This is a genomic window from Asticcacaulis aquaticus, from assembly GCF_028550415.1.
In the GTDB taxonomy this organism is placed as follows: Bacteria; Pseudomonadota; Alphaproteobacteria; order Caulobacterales; family Caulobacteraceae; genus Asticcacaulis; species Asticcacaulis aquaticus.
The window spans coordinates 114,204-129,154 of record NZ_JAQQKX010000003.1 but is presented as its reverse complement, the minus strand read 5'-3'; the positions used below and the strand labels follow the sequence as shown (position 1 = coordinate 129,154).

Below are 14,951 nucleotides of genomic sequence, written 5' to 3'. Positions count from 1 at the left end.
AGTCTAAAGCCGTTTCAATCCCCTGACGAAACAGGGTTAAGGCTTTCTTTAGCTCAAACGCCGCATGGCTCGCCGCATAAGCGGCGGCGGGCGGTCGCCCTTGCCGAATGCCGCAACGGCATTCGGAGGTTACTCCGTAACCGGACGCAGGGTGATTTCCACGCGACGGTTCTTGGCGCGGCCTTCCGGCGTGGCGTTCGATGCGATCGGCTGACGCGAGCCCATGCCGGCGACGAACAGGCGCTGATTGGCGACACCGCGACCGGTCAGGTAAGCGGCGGTCGAATTGGCGCGGTTTTCCGACAGAGGTTCATTGATAGCGTCCGAGCCCGTTGAATCGGCGTGACCGACGATATCGACATAGGTCGAGGGGTACTTGTTCAACACCGTCGCCACGTCGTTCAGCGTCGGATAGAAACCGGAATCGATGGTGGCGCTGCCGGTGGCGAAGGTCACATCCGACGGCATGTTGAGAATGATGTTGTCGCCGTTACGCGTCACACCGATGCCCGTCCCGGCCAGTTCCTTGCGCAGTTCGGCCTGCTGCTTGTCCATGTAGTTGCCGACGGCGGCACCGGCCAGAGCGCCGATGCCTGCGCCGATGACGGCGTTCTTGCGACCCTGCTCGCCCTTATTGGTATTGGTGGCATAGCCCAGGCCCGCGCCGACGGCGGCCCCGATCAGGGCATTGGTCTTGGTGTTGTCGCGCACCACTTCGCCGGTGTTCGGGTCGGTGGTCGTGCAGGCCGCCGTCAGCAGCGCGAGGCCGGTCAGGGCGCCAAAGACTTTCAGTCCAGCAACTTTACGCATCTTGGTCTCTCCGTATGTTATCCGGCGGGTATGACGCCGTTGAAGGCACAGTTAGCCTCTTTCACATGAACCTATGATGAAGGGTATAAATAGCCAATGTACGGGAAATAAGGATTCGTTAAGGCTGTCGTAAAATCTTAACGTGGTTTTATAAAGAACCGATACAGCTATTGCGCTTTTTCAGGCGCTTTGCGGCACTTCCATACCGTTTCCGTTTCGGGTCCGGCGGTCAGAAAAGATTGCGCCAGCGTACGGACCTTACGCAGATTATCCTTCAGGGCCTCGGCCTGACCCGTATCCTTGCCGCTGACGCAACGCAGCGAGCCGAGCGCCTGACGCTGAGCGACATAGGACCTGTGCGCATCGTCGCTCAGGCGGTAATCGCTGCGCTTGAACACCAGACCGTCGCGCGACAGTTCCAGCCGCGCGGCAACAGGCTCGGCATCCGACACCGTAAAGCGCAGAAGCGTGCCATTGGGCTGCACCTCATAGGGCGTGCGGCCGCTGACGCAGGCATGGGCGGCATCGAATTCGAAATCGATCGGCCCCACCCCCGGCAACGGTTTCGGCGAGGCCTTGAGATCGACATCGCAGCTCAGGCGCATGATGGCCGGACTGACGGCGGAGGCCTCGGCCTTCTGCGACATGGTCTGGAACATCGGGCTTTCGCGCAGGACGAAACCGAGCGCAATCAGGACCACGACCGTCCCCAGCGCGATCCACCCCCACGGGAAGGGGTGTTTGGCGTGCGGCTTTTTCTCCACCGGCTCCGGCGTCTTTGCGCGGGCCCGGGGATTGGGGATCGACAGGGCGGGCGGCGGCAGGTCGTCCGCCGTCGGCGCGCTATAGGCCGTCGGCGCGTCCTTTTCCTTATGCGGGCGACGGCGGATGATCAGGGCGATGAGCACCACGACCAACAGCGACAACAGGACCAGAGCTCCCAACTGCAACTGATCCATCACGGCGTTCAGTTGCTCGGCCTTGCGCTGCTCTTCGATACGCTTGGCCTGAGCGTCACGATAGGCGGCGAGCGCCTTCGACAGGCCCTCGTCCTTGACGATTTCGTCGGCGGTCTTGGCGTAGCAGGGGTCGGACGTCGTCTGGACCGGCACGCCGGCCGATTGCAGGAAGGTGTTGAGCGCCGATACGTGGGTTGCCACATACTGACCCGCCGGGACGTCCATGTCGCCGCCTTCGGACATGGTGGACACCGCCGACCAGGTATTGACGCCGACCACCTGACCGCATTCGTCCATCAGCGGTCCGCCGGAATTGCCGGGGTTGATCGGCGCCGTATGGAACAGGGTATCGACGCGCGAGCCGTCCGGATTGGTCGAAGCGAACAGGGCGATCGAGCCCTGCGTCACATAGGCGTCGGCGGGCTCCAGCAGTTCGGTGCCGCCACGCTTGAGCAATCGGTCGGTGATGCCGGGATAGCCCATGGCCACCACCTGCTGGTTCTTTTGAGGCACCAGCGACAGTTTCAGCGGCGCGATCTTGAGACCTTCGGCGCGCAAAAGCGCCAGATCGCCCTCCATCCACGGACGGGCCAGGGTCACCTGCTGATAGGCGGCGCCGGAATCCTTGTGCGGGACGATGTAAATTTCCGCCGAGGTGGCTTCGGGCGGGGTTTCGATGACGTGATAATTGGTGACGATATAGCCGGGGGCGACGACGAAGCCCGACCCCATGCCCACCGCATCGAGCGGCACGCCGCCATAGCCGCGATAAACGACCAGAACGCGCACCACCGACTGTTCCGACGTTTTGAGCGCCTGAGTCGAATTAACCGGCTGCAAGGCGGGATCGAGGCTGTCGAGCGCTTCGGCATTGGCGGGCTCTTCCGGCAGAAGTTGCGCCGCCACCGGCCAGCCGATCGCGCACAGGGCCATGGCCGACAGAGCGAAGACGCCCGCGGTCACTATTTTACCCAACCGAAACTTGCCTGTAGCCACCCGTGAAAACCGCCCGAAAAACGCCATTACGCGACACTAAAATATGTCCGCATCAAAACGACACTCGCGCCGTCGCTGCAATCGAAAAATCGCGCGACAGCATACATGAGTCGCGTACTGTGATACTATTGCGCGGGTGACGACGCCAAACTGAACGAAAACAGCCTCAGGGTTCCGCAAACCGCGACCATTTATCCGCTTGCATGGCGATGCCCGCATCGTCATAAAAGTATCATCTGAAAGCACCAAAAGAGTAAGCCATGTCCGACACCGCCCTTTACGATTCCGCGCCCCTGTCCACCGCGCCCGCGATCGAGCCGGTGCCCCTGTCGCTTTACGATACAGACCTGTCTGCCTTCTCGCAGAAACTGGGCGGATCGTTCGAGCGCTATGGCTTTGCGGTGCTGTCGGGCCTGTTCGACAAGGATGGCGCGGGTCTTGATAAGGCCCTGGTGGACAAGGCCTATGCGCTGGCGAAAGACTATTTCGAACTGCCGGTCGAAACCAAGAGCGCCCACCACGAAAAGGGCAAGGGCGGCGCGCGCGGCTATACGCCGTTCGGCGTCGAAACCGCCAAAGGCTATACGGCCAGCGACCTGAAAGAGTTTTACCACATCGGTCGCGACCTGCCCGAAGGCCATCCGTACCGCGACCATATGCGCGACAATATCTGGCCGACCGAAGTGCCGGAATTCAAAGAGACGTTTCAGGCGCTCTATGCGGCCCTCGACGGTCTCGGCAAGAAGGTGCTCAAGGCCATCGCCATCTATCTGAAGCTTGAGCCTACCTTTTTCGACGACAAGGTCGAACTGGGCAATTCAGTCCTGCGCATGCTGCACTATCCGCCGGTGGACAAGGCCGGGGCGAGCGTCCGCGCCGGGGCGCACGGCGACATCAACGCGATTACCCTTCTGATGGGGGCCGAGGAGCCGGGTCTGCAACTGCTCGACCGCGACGGCTCGTGGCTGCCGATCACGCCGCCGCCGGGCGCCATCGTCATCAATATCGGCGATATGCTGTCGCGCCTGACCAACCACGTCCTGCCGTCGACCATCCACCGCGTGGTCAATCCGGCGGAGTCGCGCAAGGGCTTCTCGCGCTATTCGATGCCGTTCTTCCTGCATTTCGAAAGCCCCTATGTGATCGAGACCCTGCCCGGCACGATCACCGCAGACCGTCCTGATCAGTATGCGGGTCAGTCGATCACCGCTAACGACTTCCTTCAGCAGCGTTTGCGGGAAATCAAGCTGGCTTAATCAATCTTCCAGAAAGAGCCTCCGGCGACGGGGGCTCTTTTTAAGTCCGGGCCTCAGCACCGCGCCGATCAGCCGTCCGGGGCCGTAACCCAGCAGAGCGATAAGGACATAAAACCCCGCGAACAGCAGGCACCACTGAACCAGTATCCCGATCTGTTCACCGGTATTGCCGAGTTGCAGCATCATCAGCAATCGTATCGCCGGGACGCCGAAACTGAGCAGGCTGCTGAACAGGGCCAGTCCGACGAATATCCGCAGGGCGCGTCCGGCGCGCTGCCCCGTCGGCGTCAGGGCCAGAACGACGCCGCTGACCCAGAACACCATCAGGCTCTGGCTGAGGATATAGTCACCGCCCCACGGCAGATCCGCGACCCAGACGGTCATATCGTCGACAAAGGTCTGCCAGCTGACCGGCAAATACATAATATCCTCAAAGCATGAACAAAGACTGCGAGCGTACTCACAGCCTTTGTCTGGATCGCAGCATCAAAAGTCTATGCGAGGCTTACCACCCGCACTGCTGCCCCTTGTTCTGTACGATCAGCCATTCGTTGAGCGGCTTGAAATATTCCGCCACCGCCGAGGCGTCCGTCTGGCGCGTGCCGGTGAAGCTTTCCAGCGCGTCCGGCCACGGCTTGGATTGCCCCAGTTCCATCATCTTGTTGAACTTTTCGCCGACCTCCTTGTGGCCGTAGATCGAGCAGCGGTGCAGCGGACCTTTCCAGCCGATCTGATCGCAGGCGGCCTTCTGGAACTGGAACTGATAGATGTGGGCGAGGAAGTAGCGCGTATAGGGGACATTGCCCGGCACGTGGTACTTGGCGCCCGGATCGAAGGCATCGGCCGGACGCACGCCCGGCGGCGTCAGGCCCTGATACTGATTGACCAGTTCCCACCAGCGGCTGTTGTACTGGGCGGGCGTGATCTTGCCGGAATAGACTTCCCAGCGCCAGCGGTCGACCATCAGGCCGAACGGCAGGAAGGCGACCTTGCCCAGCGCCATTTTCAACAGGTACGGGATGTCCTCGGACTCGCCCGGCACCTTGTCCAGCAAACCGATCTGGTTGAGGTAGACCGGGGTCACGGCGCTCAGGCCGATGAAATCGCCGATCGCCTCGTGGAAGCCGTCGTTCGCCCCGTTCTTGAACAGGAACGGCTGGTCCTTATAGGCGCGCTGATAGTAGTTGTGACCCAGTTCGTGGTGAACCGTATAGAAGTCCTCGCCATTGACATTGGTGCACATCTTGATGCGCAGATCGTCGATATTGTCGACGTCCCAGGCCGAGGCATGGCAGACGACTTCGCGATCCTTGGGACGCACGATCATCGAGCGCTCCCAGAAGGTCTGCGGCAGGGGGGCGAGGCCGAGCGAGGTATAGAAACCCTCGCCCGTCTTGACCATCTTCGTCGCGTCGTACTTCTTGGCCACCAGCAATTTGTCGAGCGAATAGCTGGAGCCCTTGATGTCCTTCGGCGCGACCACGTCGTAGATATTGGCCCAGTCCTGCGCCCACATATTGCCGAGCAGGTCGGCGCGGATCGGACCCTTGGCCGGCTGCACTGCGTCGCCGTACTTTTCGTTCAGCTTGCGACGGACATAGCAGTGCAGGTTCTGATAGAAGGGCTCGACCTGCTTCCACAGACGGTCGGTCTCGGCCGCGAATTCATCCGGCGCCATGTCGTAGTTCGACCGCCACAAGGCCCCCGTATCGGCAAATCCGAGCCCCTTGGCACCCTCGTTGGCCAGCGCCGCCAGCTTGGCATAGTCGCCCTTCATCGGCACGGAAATGGTGCGCCAACCTTCGAACATGGCGCGCAGCAGGACCGGATCGCGCGAGGTCGCCATGATTTCGGACGCGTCGTCCAGCGTATAGACCTTGCCCTTATAGGTGAATTTCCCCGTGGCGTAGGTTGAGTCGAGCGAGGTCGCCAGCTTGGCCATCTCCTCGGCCGCGCCGGGTTTATCGGCGGCCGGCAGGGTCAGGGATAGCTTGAGCAGGTTCAGTTTGCGGCGGGTGACCTCATCGACCTGCACGTCATTGAACTTCGCCGCGCCCATGGCCAGCTTGACATTGGCTTCGGTGTAGTCGGCATTGGCCTTCGATTCCAGCCACATGGTGTCGTGGGTGATGTAGGTGTTGCGCACCCAGGACACGCGCGCGGCGTATTCGCCCATGGCGGCCAGCTTGGTTTCCGCGGCCTCGACATAGGCCTTCGCGTCTTCGGCGGTAGGGCCGACGACCGGCGGCGGGGCCGGGGTTTCGGTGAGCGAGGGGGCCTTGGGCGCAGGCGGCACGATATCCTTGACCAGGGTTTCCGGCGGCATGGAGGTACAGCCCGACAAAAGCACACCGGAGATCAGGGCAGGCCCTGCGACGGACACCAACAAACGCTTGATCATCAAAACCCTCCTGAAATGCAGCGCGCGGCCTTTTGCGGGCGGCCAGCAAGCGCGAAAATACGGAGGGAAACTGACGCCGTTTTCCGGCATTCGTCAAGAGAGGTTAAGGATGGAACGATTTGCGTTAGGCTTAAAATACCGTCGATGCCTCATGCTTACGAACGACAACCTCATAAGCTTGTTGATAGCGATAGCGCCCATACGTCCAGATACAATAGACCAGCACGACCGCCGCGCTCGTCCAAGCGCTTTTCATCGCATCCTGCCCAACGGGAAAAAATGCGAGCACGGCAATAGCTGCGATACAAATCATAAAAAGGTAGCCGAACTTACTCAGACCTTCCGCCTTCACAACACTTTCAGGCAGTTTCGTCACAGTACGCTTATGAGCCAGACGATAGCTGAGCAATAAAGGGATCAGACCTACCAATGAAAGATAGTAGGGAAGCGTAAGGCCCAAGTGCATAAGCACCGGGCGCATAAAAGCGGTCAGCATGATGATCAGGCCAACACCGTTTAAAATACCTGACAACAAGGTATGTCGATAGTAGGTCACGCTTCCCTCTTTAATCCAGCACGCACGTCCCGATGCCCTCGCGTTTGACGAGGCCGGCATTGGCGCTGATCTTGCCGGAGCGGCGCTTGACGTACTTGCCGGAATTGGCCGCCTTCCATTTGAGCGGCGACGGCAGGATGGCTGCCAGTCGCGAAGCCTCCGACCGCGTCAGTTCCGACGCCGACTTGCCGAACCAGTATTGCGAGGCCGCTTCCGCGCCATAGATCCCCGGCCCCCATTCGGCGCTGTTCAGATAGACCTCCATGATCCGTTTCTTGGACCACAGGGTCTCAATGAGCAGGGTGTAATAGGCCTCGACGCCCTTGCGCACATAGGAGCGCTGCGGCCACAGGAAGGCGTTCTTGGCGGTCTGCTGGGAAATGGTCGAGCCGCCGCGCACCTTCTTGCCGCGCGCGTTCGACCGCTGGGCCTTTTCGATGGCGGTCATGTCGAAGCCGTAGTGGGTGCAGAACTTGGCATCTTCGGCGGCGATGACCGAGACCTTGAGGTTGTCGGAAATGCGCGACAGTGGCACCCATTCGTGGTGGTAACCCTTGCCTTCGGCCAGACGCTGCACCATCAAGAAGGTCACCGGCACCGGCAAAAAGCGATGCACGGCGACCGACAGGACACTGAACGCGAACCCGCCGACCACCAGCATGATCAGCAACCGGCCTATGCCGAATTTTGTCTTAGACGCCACTGAGCATCCCCCGATGCTGAAAAAACCTACTCCGCCTCGTAGATATACACGTTTCCGTCTTCGTCGCCAAATATCAGACGATTGGCCTCACCCGAGACGCTTAGCGCCGTGATGGCCGGACCTTTTTCGCGCTTGATCCAGTCGATACCGGTGGATTGCAGCTCCGCCAGCCAGACCCGCCCATCCTCGGTCCCGGCGGCCAGCAGCGTGTCCTCGACCGAACCGGAGACGACGGTGACCATGGTCGACTCTTCGGCATTGATCTCGGAGGCCTCTTCGCCCATCGGGCCGTTGGCCTTGAGGAACGGCCAGACCACCGCGCCATTGGCCCCCGACGTCGCCAGCAGCTTGCCCTTGGCGAAGAAGTCGAGCGACTTGATCTTGGCCGGGTAACCGCCCATGCGCATGTCCTTGGCGTCCGACAACCGCCACCCGTGCAGGGCGTTTTCCTGCATGGCGGTGATCAGGAACTTGTCGTCCGGGCTGATGGCGATTTTGGTGTGCGACCCGGCCCATTTGAGCAGGGTCGGCTTTTGCTGGGCGATGCGCGAGAACCAGACGGCGACGCCGTTATAGCTGGCCCCGTAGAGTTTGCGTCCCTTGGCGTCGAAGGTCAGGTCGGCGATGGAGGCCGTATGCTCGAAGACCACCGGTGCGGTCTTTTTGACGATATCGAAGACATAGACCTTCTTGCCCGCCGAAGCGGCGATCAGCATGGCCGCGCCATTGGCGGTGATCGCGTCGAACCAGGCGCCCTTGATGTGGGCGATCTCAATCGGGCCGGAATCCTTGGTCGTCCAGACGATGCGCCCGTCGTCCCCGCCGGTGACGATACCCAGCCCCGACGGGTGGATCACGGCGCTGAGGATACCGGCATTGGGGTGCGGCTCGAACACCGCGTCGACATCGGGAAACACCACACGACCATCGCCCAGCGCTACCACCGGATCGTCAGCGGAATCGAACAGGGCGGCGATGACGTATTCGTCGAAGTGTTTCTCAAAAGCGAAGGGCATGGATTATTCCTGTTACATCCTCCCCTGCGGAGCGGGGGAGGTGGCGCGGCGTAGTCCGCGACGGAGGGGGCATACACAGAAGAGGGATAAAAGGCCAGAGGGCGTTATTATTCCCTCACCGGCCCTTCGGACCACCCTCTCCCTCAGGGAGAGGGTATTCCTTCACGTAAACCTCCCGCTGCGGCAGGGCGATCTCGATGCCATGGGCCTTGAACGACCGCCACAGGTGATTGAGAATGTCCGACTTGACGCTGTAGACGCCCAGTTCCGGATCGTCGATCCACACGCGGATATCGTGCTCGATACGGTTTTCGCCAAACGCCATCAGCCAGACGCGCGGCTCCGGGCTTTTCAGCACGCGCGGATTGGCCGCACAGGCCTCCAGCATCAGCTTTTGCGCCAGATCGAGATCGCTCTTGTACGACACCCCGACCTGAATATGCAGGCGGACATTGCGATCCGAATAGGACCAGTTTTCCAGCGGCTGCGTCATCAAAAGTTCGTTGGGGATCAGGTGTTCCTTGCCGTCGCGCGTCAGGACCGACACCGCGCGCACCCCGATTTTTCCGATGACGCCGAAGGTATCGGCCACCGCCACCACGTCGCCCGGCTTGATCGAGCGGTCCATCAGCAGGATCAGCCCGGCGATCAGATTGCCGAGCGTCTTCTGCATCCCGAAACCGATGGCCAGACCGAAGGCCCCGGAAAACACCGCCAGGGTCGTCAGGTCGATCCCCAGCATATCAACACCGATCAGGCCGGCGACGACGACCACCGCTACGGCGGCGAATTTCTGCATCAGGTGCTTTTGCGAACCGTCCAGCCCCGGCACGCGACCGATCACCCGCGACGCCACCCAGTAGATCAGGCGCGCCGCCACATAGACGGCCACCGTCACGACGACGAAGTTCAGTGCGTCGAGGATCGAGATATTGTACTTGCCGAAGGGGACCGAAAACCGGTCGAGGCTCTGCAAAGCCTTATCGACGCGGTCGGGCAGGACGATCACGGACGCATAGGCACTCATTTATCGCCCCTGTTTGGTTATCAGGCGACGATACAGGCCTCGAACCCGGCTTTCAAGGCGGCGTCATCGAGATGGCGGCCAATAAACACCGCGCGGCTCAAGCGATGTTCACCGTCGCGCCACGGCTGTTGCAGTTCGCCTTCGAGGATCATGTGCACGGCCTGAAAGACCAGACGCTTTTCCTCGCCCTGCACGTGGAGGATGCCCTTGGCGCGCAGGATGTCCTGACCCTTTTCAGCCAGCAGCTTGTCGAGCCACTTGGTGAACTTCACGCCATCGACCGGCTTTTCCGACGACAGCGATACCGAACGGATTTCATCGTCATGGATCGGGTTCAGGTGCGAATGGCCATGGTCATGGTGGTGATGGTCGTGACCGCAATGTTCGTCGTGGACGTGACCCGGTTCGCCGTGCGCCGGATTATGACCGTGCCCATGGTCATGATCGTGGTGATGATGGTGCCCGTGGTCGTGGCCATGATGATGATCATGGCCGCAGTCGTCGCCGCAATCCACGCCGTGCTCGTCGTGATTGGCGATGGTTTCCATCTTGTCGAGTGAGAAGCGGTGCTGGTTAAGCAGGCTCGTGATCTCAACGCCCGACCGCTCGGCGCGCTGGATCGAAGCCAGCGGGTTGAGGCCCTTGATGCGCGCCTCGACCTCGTCCAGTTCGGCCGCCGTCACCAGATCGGTCTTGTTGAGGATCACGTGATCGGCAAAGGCGATCTGCTCCTTTACCACGCGGTCGGTTTCCAGCGCCGATTTGAAATGTTTGGCATCGACCAGCGCCGTCACCGAGTCGAGATAGGTGCGCGCCTTGACGTCTTCGTCGACGAAGAAGGTCTGCGCCACCGGGCCGGGATCGGCGAGACCCGTGGTTTCTACGATGATAGCGTCGAAACGGCCCTTTCGCTTCATCAGGCCCGACAAAATGCGGATCAGGTCGCCACGCACCGTACAACAGACGCAGCCGTTGTTCATCTCGAACACTTCTTCGTCCGCGCCAACGATCAGGTCGTTGTCGATGCCGATTTCGCCGAACTCATTGACGATGACCGCGTATTTCTGCCCGTGGTTTTCCGACAGGATGCGGTTGAGCAGCGTCGTCTTGCCCGCGCCCAGATAGCCGGTCAGGACGGTGACGGGAGTTTTCGCGACGGCGTTTGCGGTATCGGCCATGGAGGAAGCTTTCGTAAGATATACAGTCCGGCTCTAAGTAGGCTTTTGACGACTGAAATCAAGCCTTGGTTTGTGCGTTCATTTTGGCTGCACTCAGATAACGATTGGCCAAATCGTAGAAGACCCGTCTTTGTCGTTCCGTCACGAAGGCTTGACGCGGCACCACGACCCCCAATTCACCGGGCATGTAAAACAGAATGAGATTACCTTCGTAAGCAATACGCGAGAACTCGCTCCAGATACGAGAACTGTCACCGTGCGGGTGGACAACAATGACGCCTTCCGTACCAATCCGGGTCAGGCAGTCCGTCGCCGAATAATCCGATTTAGCCAGCATCAGAGTCTTCGTATCGTAGGTATGCCAAGCCAGAAGTAAGACAGCTAACACGGGAATGAGCACGGCAAACGCGATCTTGTCTGCCGTCAGAGTCTGCCCGAGAGCATCGACAATAAACCAGATCAGAAATCGACAGAAAAGTAGTGAAAGGATCACATACTTCCACAGCTCCCACAGACCACGCCAAGTCAACGCATTTGCTTTGAGGTTTGCCCATCGATAAGATCGAAAATCGGACATGGTCAGCCTGTACGGCTGCGTGGACATTTCCCACTCGGACATTGCATCTCCCCTTTTGGCCAATGCTCCGATATCAGAGCGAATCCGGCAAGGCCTCATTTTGTTGGAAAAGCCCGACAAAGAGCGATTGACTCACAGGCCAAAAACTATATAAAGCGCCCCTCTTCTCCCGGAGGTCCGCCTTACGGGGATCATCCTTTTTTGCGCGAACCGCAGGTTTTATCACCGTTCGGGTTTGCCAGTCACTAAAGCTTAGAGGCTAAACCGATGTATGCGGTAATCAAGACCGGCGGTAAGCAATACCGCGTTTCGGCGGGCGATCTGCTCGTCGTTGAAAAGCTGGAAGGCGATGCAGGCGCCGCCATCCGCTTTGACCAAGTTCTCCTCGTCGGCGACGACGCCGGTGCCGTTGTCGGCGCTCCGGTCGTTGACGGCGCTGTGGTCGAAGGCACCCTGATCGAAACCCGCAAGGGCAAGAAGGTCAAGATCTTCAAGAAGACCCGCCGTCAGGGCTATCGCCGCACCAACGGTCACCGTCAGCATGAAACGGTCATCCGTATCACCTCGCTGAACGGCGCCGGCAAGTCGGCCGCCTGGGAAGGCACCGTGTCGCTGGTGACCAAGGCCGAGCTCGACGCCCGCGCCCGTAACCTCGCACCGCGCCTTGCGGCTGCTGTCGAAGCCCCGGTCGTTGACACCGTGGTTGCCGAAGAGGCTCCGGCCCCCAAGAAAAAAGCTGCTCCGAAGAAGAAGGCTGCTGAAGCCTCTTCCGACGAAGCGTAATCGTAACCGTTTAGAGGAGTTCAACAATGGCTCACAAAAAGTCCGGCGGCTCGTCGCGTAACGGCCGCGATTCAGAATCGAAGCGCCTTGGCGTAAAGAAGTACGGCTCGGAGAACGTTGTCGCGGGCAACATCCTCGTCCGTCAGCGCGGCACCAAGTTCTTCCCGGGTGACAATGTCGGCCTCGGCCGCGATCACACCCTCTTCGCCACCGCCAACGGCGTGGTGAAGTTCACGACCAAGCGCGACAACCGCTGCTATGTGTCGATCATTCCGGCCGCTATCGCCGCCGAATAAGCGATCTGAAAGATGTGTCACAGATCGCGCTTAATATAAGCCGATCTGGACAACGCCTTTGAACGGGGAGTCCGGATTTGTTTCCGGGCTCCCTTTTCGTTTTCGCACATGCAAAAAAGTGACGCGAAAACAAAGCCCTCCCCTCCAGTTCCCCGTTCATAAAGCTGCGCCCTTACGGAATCTTTATTTCTGTGAGGGCACGGGAGGCCGTATTTTTATGAATGATCTGTCACTCTCAGGTCACACAAGAAACGACACCTCCCGACACTTTCACTCGGGGTCCGCGTAAACATTCGGGCCATAACGAACGAAGCGCGTGGCAAAAGCCGCGTGTGTTCACTCTTATTATTTTAAGAAGCGAACGGGGAATATCATGATCGTCAGAACACCCGAAGTCCACAGCCTGCCACCACGTACCCGCGCCGCTATCGGTCGCGTTTCCGGACGCGTCAGCAATGCCGTGCAGACCAAGCGTCTCTATCTGTCGGGCCTGTGCCCGGACGATCTTGATGATGTGCGTCAGGTCTTTGCCCACAAATCCGTGGCGCGCATGACCCATGCGATCGCGCACCCCTTTACCGGCATGGATGCCAAGGCCTTTATCGATAAGGCGCGGATGAATTCGTCGCCGCGTCTGCCGGTCTTCGCGGTGCGTGACGAGCAAGAGAACCTGATCGGCATCACCAGCCTCGACCGCACGACCTGCGGTCAGACGGGCGGGCTGCATCTGTTCGGTCCCTCGGTCGGCATCTGCATCGCACCGGAGTTCCAGGGCCACGGCTATGGCCTTGAGGCGCTGGAAGGCCTGATCGGCTACGCGGAACGCTTCGGCGGCCACCGCGTGCTGCATGCCGCGCACTTTGCCGATAACGATCCGTCGGCACGGATGCTGGCGCGGGCGGGCTTCCTTTATACAGGCCGCCGGACGCTGGAAATCTCACGCGCCCGCGAAGGCCAGCACGAAGCGGTCCATATGATCCGGCTTCTATAATTAAAAACTGCGCGACATTTTCTCGATTTGAGCATAAGAAGCGCGCAAGGATTTGATCTTCACCCTGACTTAGTTCACAAAGGCGGCTTCCGCAGCAGCGGGGCCGCCTTCAACCGTTCGATTACCTCAATGAAATTCCTCGACCAGTGTAAAATCTTCATCCGCTCGGGCAATGGCGGCGCGGGCTCCGTGTCGTTCCGGCGCGAGAAGTTCATCCCCAACGGCGGGCCCGACGGCGGCGACGGCGGCAAGGGCGGCTCGGTCTATATCGAGGCGGTCGAAGGCCTGAACACCCTGATCGATTACCGCTACACCCAGCATTTCAAGGCCAATACCGGCACGCACGGCATGGGGCGTCAGATGCACGGCGCCAATGCCGAAGACCTGATTCTGCGTGTCCCCGTGGGCACCCAGGTATTCGAAGAGGATCACGAAACCCTGATCGCCGACCTCGACAAGGTCGGCATGAAGATTCTGCTGGCCAAGGGCGGTAACGGCGGCTGGGGTAATACGCGCTTCAAGGGCCCGGTCAATCAGGCCCCCGACTTCGCCCTGCCCGGTCAGGACGGCGAAGAAAAGTGGATCTGGCTGCGCCTGAAACTGATTGCCGACGCCGGACTGCTGGGCCTGCCCAATGCCGGGAAATCGACGTTCCTCGCGGCCTCGTCCGCCGCGCGGCCCAAGATCGCCGACTATCCGTTCACGACCCTGACGCCGAACCTCGGCGTCATCGATCTGGGGGCCGAGCAGCGTTTCGTCATCGCCGATATCCCCGGCCTGATCGAGGGGGCCTCAGAAGGAGCCGGTCTCGGGACGCGCTTCCTCGGTCACGTCGAACGCACCAAGGTGCTGATCCATCTGATTGACGGCACGCAGGAAGACCCGGTCGGGGCCTATAAGATTATCCGCAACGAGCTGGCGGCCTATGCCGAAGATCTGGCCGAGCGTCCGGAACTGGTCGTCATCAACAAGGCGGATTCGCTTGATGGCGACACGCGCAAGGATCTGGTCAAGAAGCTGAAAAAGGCTTCGAAGCAGACGCCTTATGTGATTTCCGGCGTCACCGGCGAAGGCGTGCGCGACCTTCTGTTTGTCGTCCATTCGATGATCGTCGCGGGCGACAAGGCCGAAAAGCAGGCCGAAAACCCGCCGTCCACCGCCTATAACCCCTGGGATAACTAAGGGGTGATCAAGGCTTCAATTATACACTTCCTATCTTACTCCCCCGGTATGCCGGGGGAGGTGGCTTTTGCGGTCTCGCCGCAAAAGACGGAGGGGGGCTCGCGTAATTACCGATCTAATGCGCATGCTGCATCTAACCTAGCCCCCACCACCACATCTCACTTGCTTCGCAAGCTCGTGCGGTCCCCCTCCCCAGCAAGCTGGGGAGGTATGAACCAGG

At 60.2% G+C, this 14,951-nt stretch carries 15 protein-coding genes; 5 read left to right on the top strand and 10 right to left on the bottom strand.

Features of this window, described 5'->3' with window-relative positions; all coding sequences use genetic code 11:
* Window positions 1-129: 129 nt before the first annotated feature.
* The gene (locus PQU92_RS05415; RefSeq protein ID WP_272747187.1) at window positions 130-810 is read right to left on the bottom strand and encodes a YiaD family glycine zipper/OmpA-like lipoprotein; all 681 of its coding nucleotides are present in this window, start codon (window positions 808-810) and stop codon (window positions 130-132) included.
* 167 nt (window positions 811-977) lie between these two features.
* The gene (locus PQU92_RS05410; RefSeq protein ID WP_272747186.1) at window positions 978-2,732 is read right to left on the bottom strand and encodes a S1C family serine protease; all 1,755 of its coding nucleotides are present in this window, start codon (window positions 2,730-2,732) and stop codon (window positions 978-980) included.
* A gap of 293 nt (window positions 2,733-3,025) precedes the next feature.
* On the opposite strand from PQU92_RS05410, the gene PQU92_RS05405 reads away from it, so the two are divergent.
* The gene (locus tag PQU92_RS05405; protein WP_272747185.1) at window positions 3,026-4,021 is read left to right on the top strand and encodes an isopenicillin N synthase family dioxygenase; all 996 of its coding nucleotides are present in this window, start codon (window positions 3,026-3,028) and stop codon (window positions 4,019-4,021) included.
* On the opposite strand, the gene PQU92_RS05400 is transcribed toward PQU92_RS05405, so the two are convergent.
* From PQU92_RS05400 to PQU92_RS05365, 8 genes are all read right to left on the bottom strand, one after another.
* Window positions 4,022-4,444, bottom strand: a complete 423-nt coding sequence (locus tag PQU92_RS05400) for a hypothetical protein (RefSeq protein ID WP_272747184.1) — start codon at window positions 4,442-4,444, stop codon at window positions 4,022-4,024.
* Window positions 4,445-4,526: 82 nt separating this feature from the next.
* A complete protein-coding gene (locus PQU92_RS05395) occupies window positions 4,527-6,422 on the bottom strand; it encodes a M2 family metallopeptidase (protein WP_272747183.1) in 1,896 nt (631 codons plus the stop codon).
* A 130-nt stretch (window positions 6,423-6,552) separates the two neighbouring features.
* A complete protein-coding gene (locus tag PQU92_RS05390) occupies window positions 6,553-6,978 on the bottom strand; it encodes a hypothetical protein (protein WP_272747182.1) in 426 nt (141 codons plus the stop codon).
* A 10-nt stretch (window positions 6,979-6,988) separates the two neighbouring features.
* Window positions 6,989-7,639 carry a monofunctional biosynthetic peptidoglycan transglycosylase gene (gene mtgA / locus PQU92_RS05385; protein ID WP_272747344.1) on the bottom strand — a complete coding sequence of 217 codons (651 nt, stop codon included), beginning with the start codon at window positions 7,637-7,639 and terminating at the stop codon, window positions 6,989-6,991.
* 68 nt (window positions 7,640-7,707) lie between these two features.
* Window positions 7,708-8,697 (bottom strand): WD40 repeat domain-containing protein, encoded by a 990-nt coding sequence (locus PQU92_RS05380; RefSeq protein WP_272747181.1) that lies wholly within the window; start codon window positions 8,695-8,697, stop codon window positions 7,708-7,710.
* Between the two features lie 115 nt (window positions 8,698-8,812).
* On the bottom strand, window positions 8,813-9,724 hold the full coding sequence (locus PQU92_RS05375; protein WP_272747180.1) for a mechanosensitive ion channel family protein: 912 nt from the start codon (window positions 9,722-9,724) through the stop codon (window positions 8,813-8,815).
* 20 nt (window positions 9,725-9,744) lie between these two features.
* A complete protein-coding gene (locus tag PQU92_RS05370) occupies window positions 9,745-10,902 on the bottom strand; it encodes a CobW family GTP-binding protein (protein WP_272747179.1) in 1,158 nt (385 codons plus the stop codon).
* Window positions 10,903-10,960: 58 nt separating this feature from the next.
* Window positions 10,961-11,521: a YcxB family protein gene (locus tag PQU92_RS05365; protein WP_272747178.1), complete on the bottom strand. Its 561-nt coding sequence runs from the start codon at window positions 11,519-11,521 to the stop codon at window positions 10,961-10,963.
* A gap of 225 nt (window positions 11,522-11,746) precedes the next feature.
* Between PQU92_RS05365 and rplU the strand changes: the two genes are divergently transcribed.
* From rplU to obgE, 4 genes are all read left to right on the top strand, one after another.
* Window positions 11,747-12,262, top strand: a complete 516-nt coding sequence (gene rplU, locus PQU92_RS05360) for a 50S ribosomal protein L21 (protein WP_272747177.1) — start codon at window positions 11,747-11,749, stop codon at window positions 12,260-12,262.
* A gap of 26 nt (window positions 12,263-12,288) precedes the next feature.
* Window positions 12,289-12,558: a 50S ribosomal protein L27 gene (rpmA, locus tag PQU92_RS05355; protein ID WP_272747176.1), complete on the top strand. Its 270-nt coding sequence runs from the start codon at window positions 12,289-12,291 to the stop codon at window positions 12,556-12,558.
* Window positions 12,559-12,931: 373 nt separating this feature from the next.
* Window positions 12,932-13,549, top strand: a complete 618-nt coding sequence (locus tag PQU92_RS05350) for a GNAT family N-acetyltransferase (protein WP_272747175.1) — start codon at window positions 12,932-12,934, stop codon at window positions 13,547-13,549.
* Between the two features lie 129 nt (window positions 13,550-13,678).
* Window positions 13,679-14,731, top strand: a complete 1,053-nt coding sequence (obgE, locus tag PQU92_RS05345; protein ID WP_272747174.1) for a GTPase ObgE — start codon at window positions 13,679-13,681, stop codon at window positions 14,729-14,731.
* The last annotated feature ends 220 nt before the right edge of the window (window positions 14,732-14,951 follow it).

Coding starts and splice junctions, on each gene's coding strand:
- PQU92_RS05370 (WP_272747179.1), bottom strand. CDS start 10,902: ATGGCCGATACCGCAAACGCCGTCGCGAAAACTCCCGTCACCGTCCTG.
- PQU92_RS05395 (WP_272747183.1), bottom strand. CDS start 6,422: ATGATCAAGCGTTTGTTGGTGTCCGTCGCAGGGCCTGCCCTGATCTCC.
- PQU92_RS05375 (WP_272747180.1), bottom strand. CDS start 9,724: ATGAGTGCCTATGCGTCCGTGATCGTCCTGCCCGACCGCGTCGATAAG.
- PQU92_RS05380 (WP_272747181.1), bottom strand. CDS start 8,697: ATGCCCTTCGCTTTTGAGAAACACTTCGACGAATACGTCATCGCCGCC.
- PQU92_RS05400 (WP_272747184.1), bottom strand. CDS start 4,444: ATGTATTTGCCGGTCAGCTGGCAGACCTTTGTCGACGATATGACCGTC.
- PQU92_RS05405 (WP_272747185.1), top strand. CDS start 3,026: ATGTCCGACACCGCCCTTTACGATTCCGCGCCCCTGTCCACCGCGCCC.
- PQU92_RS05365 (WP_272747178.1), bottom strand. CDS start 11,521: ATGTCCGAGTGGGAAATGTCCACGCAGCCGTACAGGCTGACCATGTCC.
- rplU (WP_272747177.1), top strand. CDS start 11,747: ATGTATGCGGTAATCAAGACCGGCGGTAAGCAATACCGCGTTTCGGCG.
- PQU92_RS05350 (WP_272747175.1), top strand. CDS start 12,932: ATGATCGTCAGAACACCCGAAGTCCACAGCCTGCCACCACGTACCCGC.
- PQU92_RS05415 (WP_272747187.1), bottom strand. CDS start 810: ATGCGTAAAGTTGCTGGACTGAAAGTCTTTGGCGCCCTGACCGGCCTC.
- obgE (WP_272747174.1), top strand. CDS start 13,679: ATGAAATTCCTCGACCAGTGTAAAATCTTCATCCGCTCGGGCAATGGC.
- rpmA (WP_272747176.1), top strand. CDS start 12,289: ATGGCTCACAAAAAGTCCGGCGGCTCGTCGCGTAACGGCCGCGATTCA.
- mtgA (WP_272747344.1), bottom strand. CDS start 7,639: ATGCTGGTGGTCGGCGGGTTCGCGTTCAGTGTCCTGTCGGTCGCCGTG.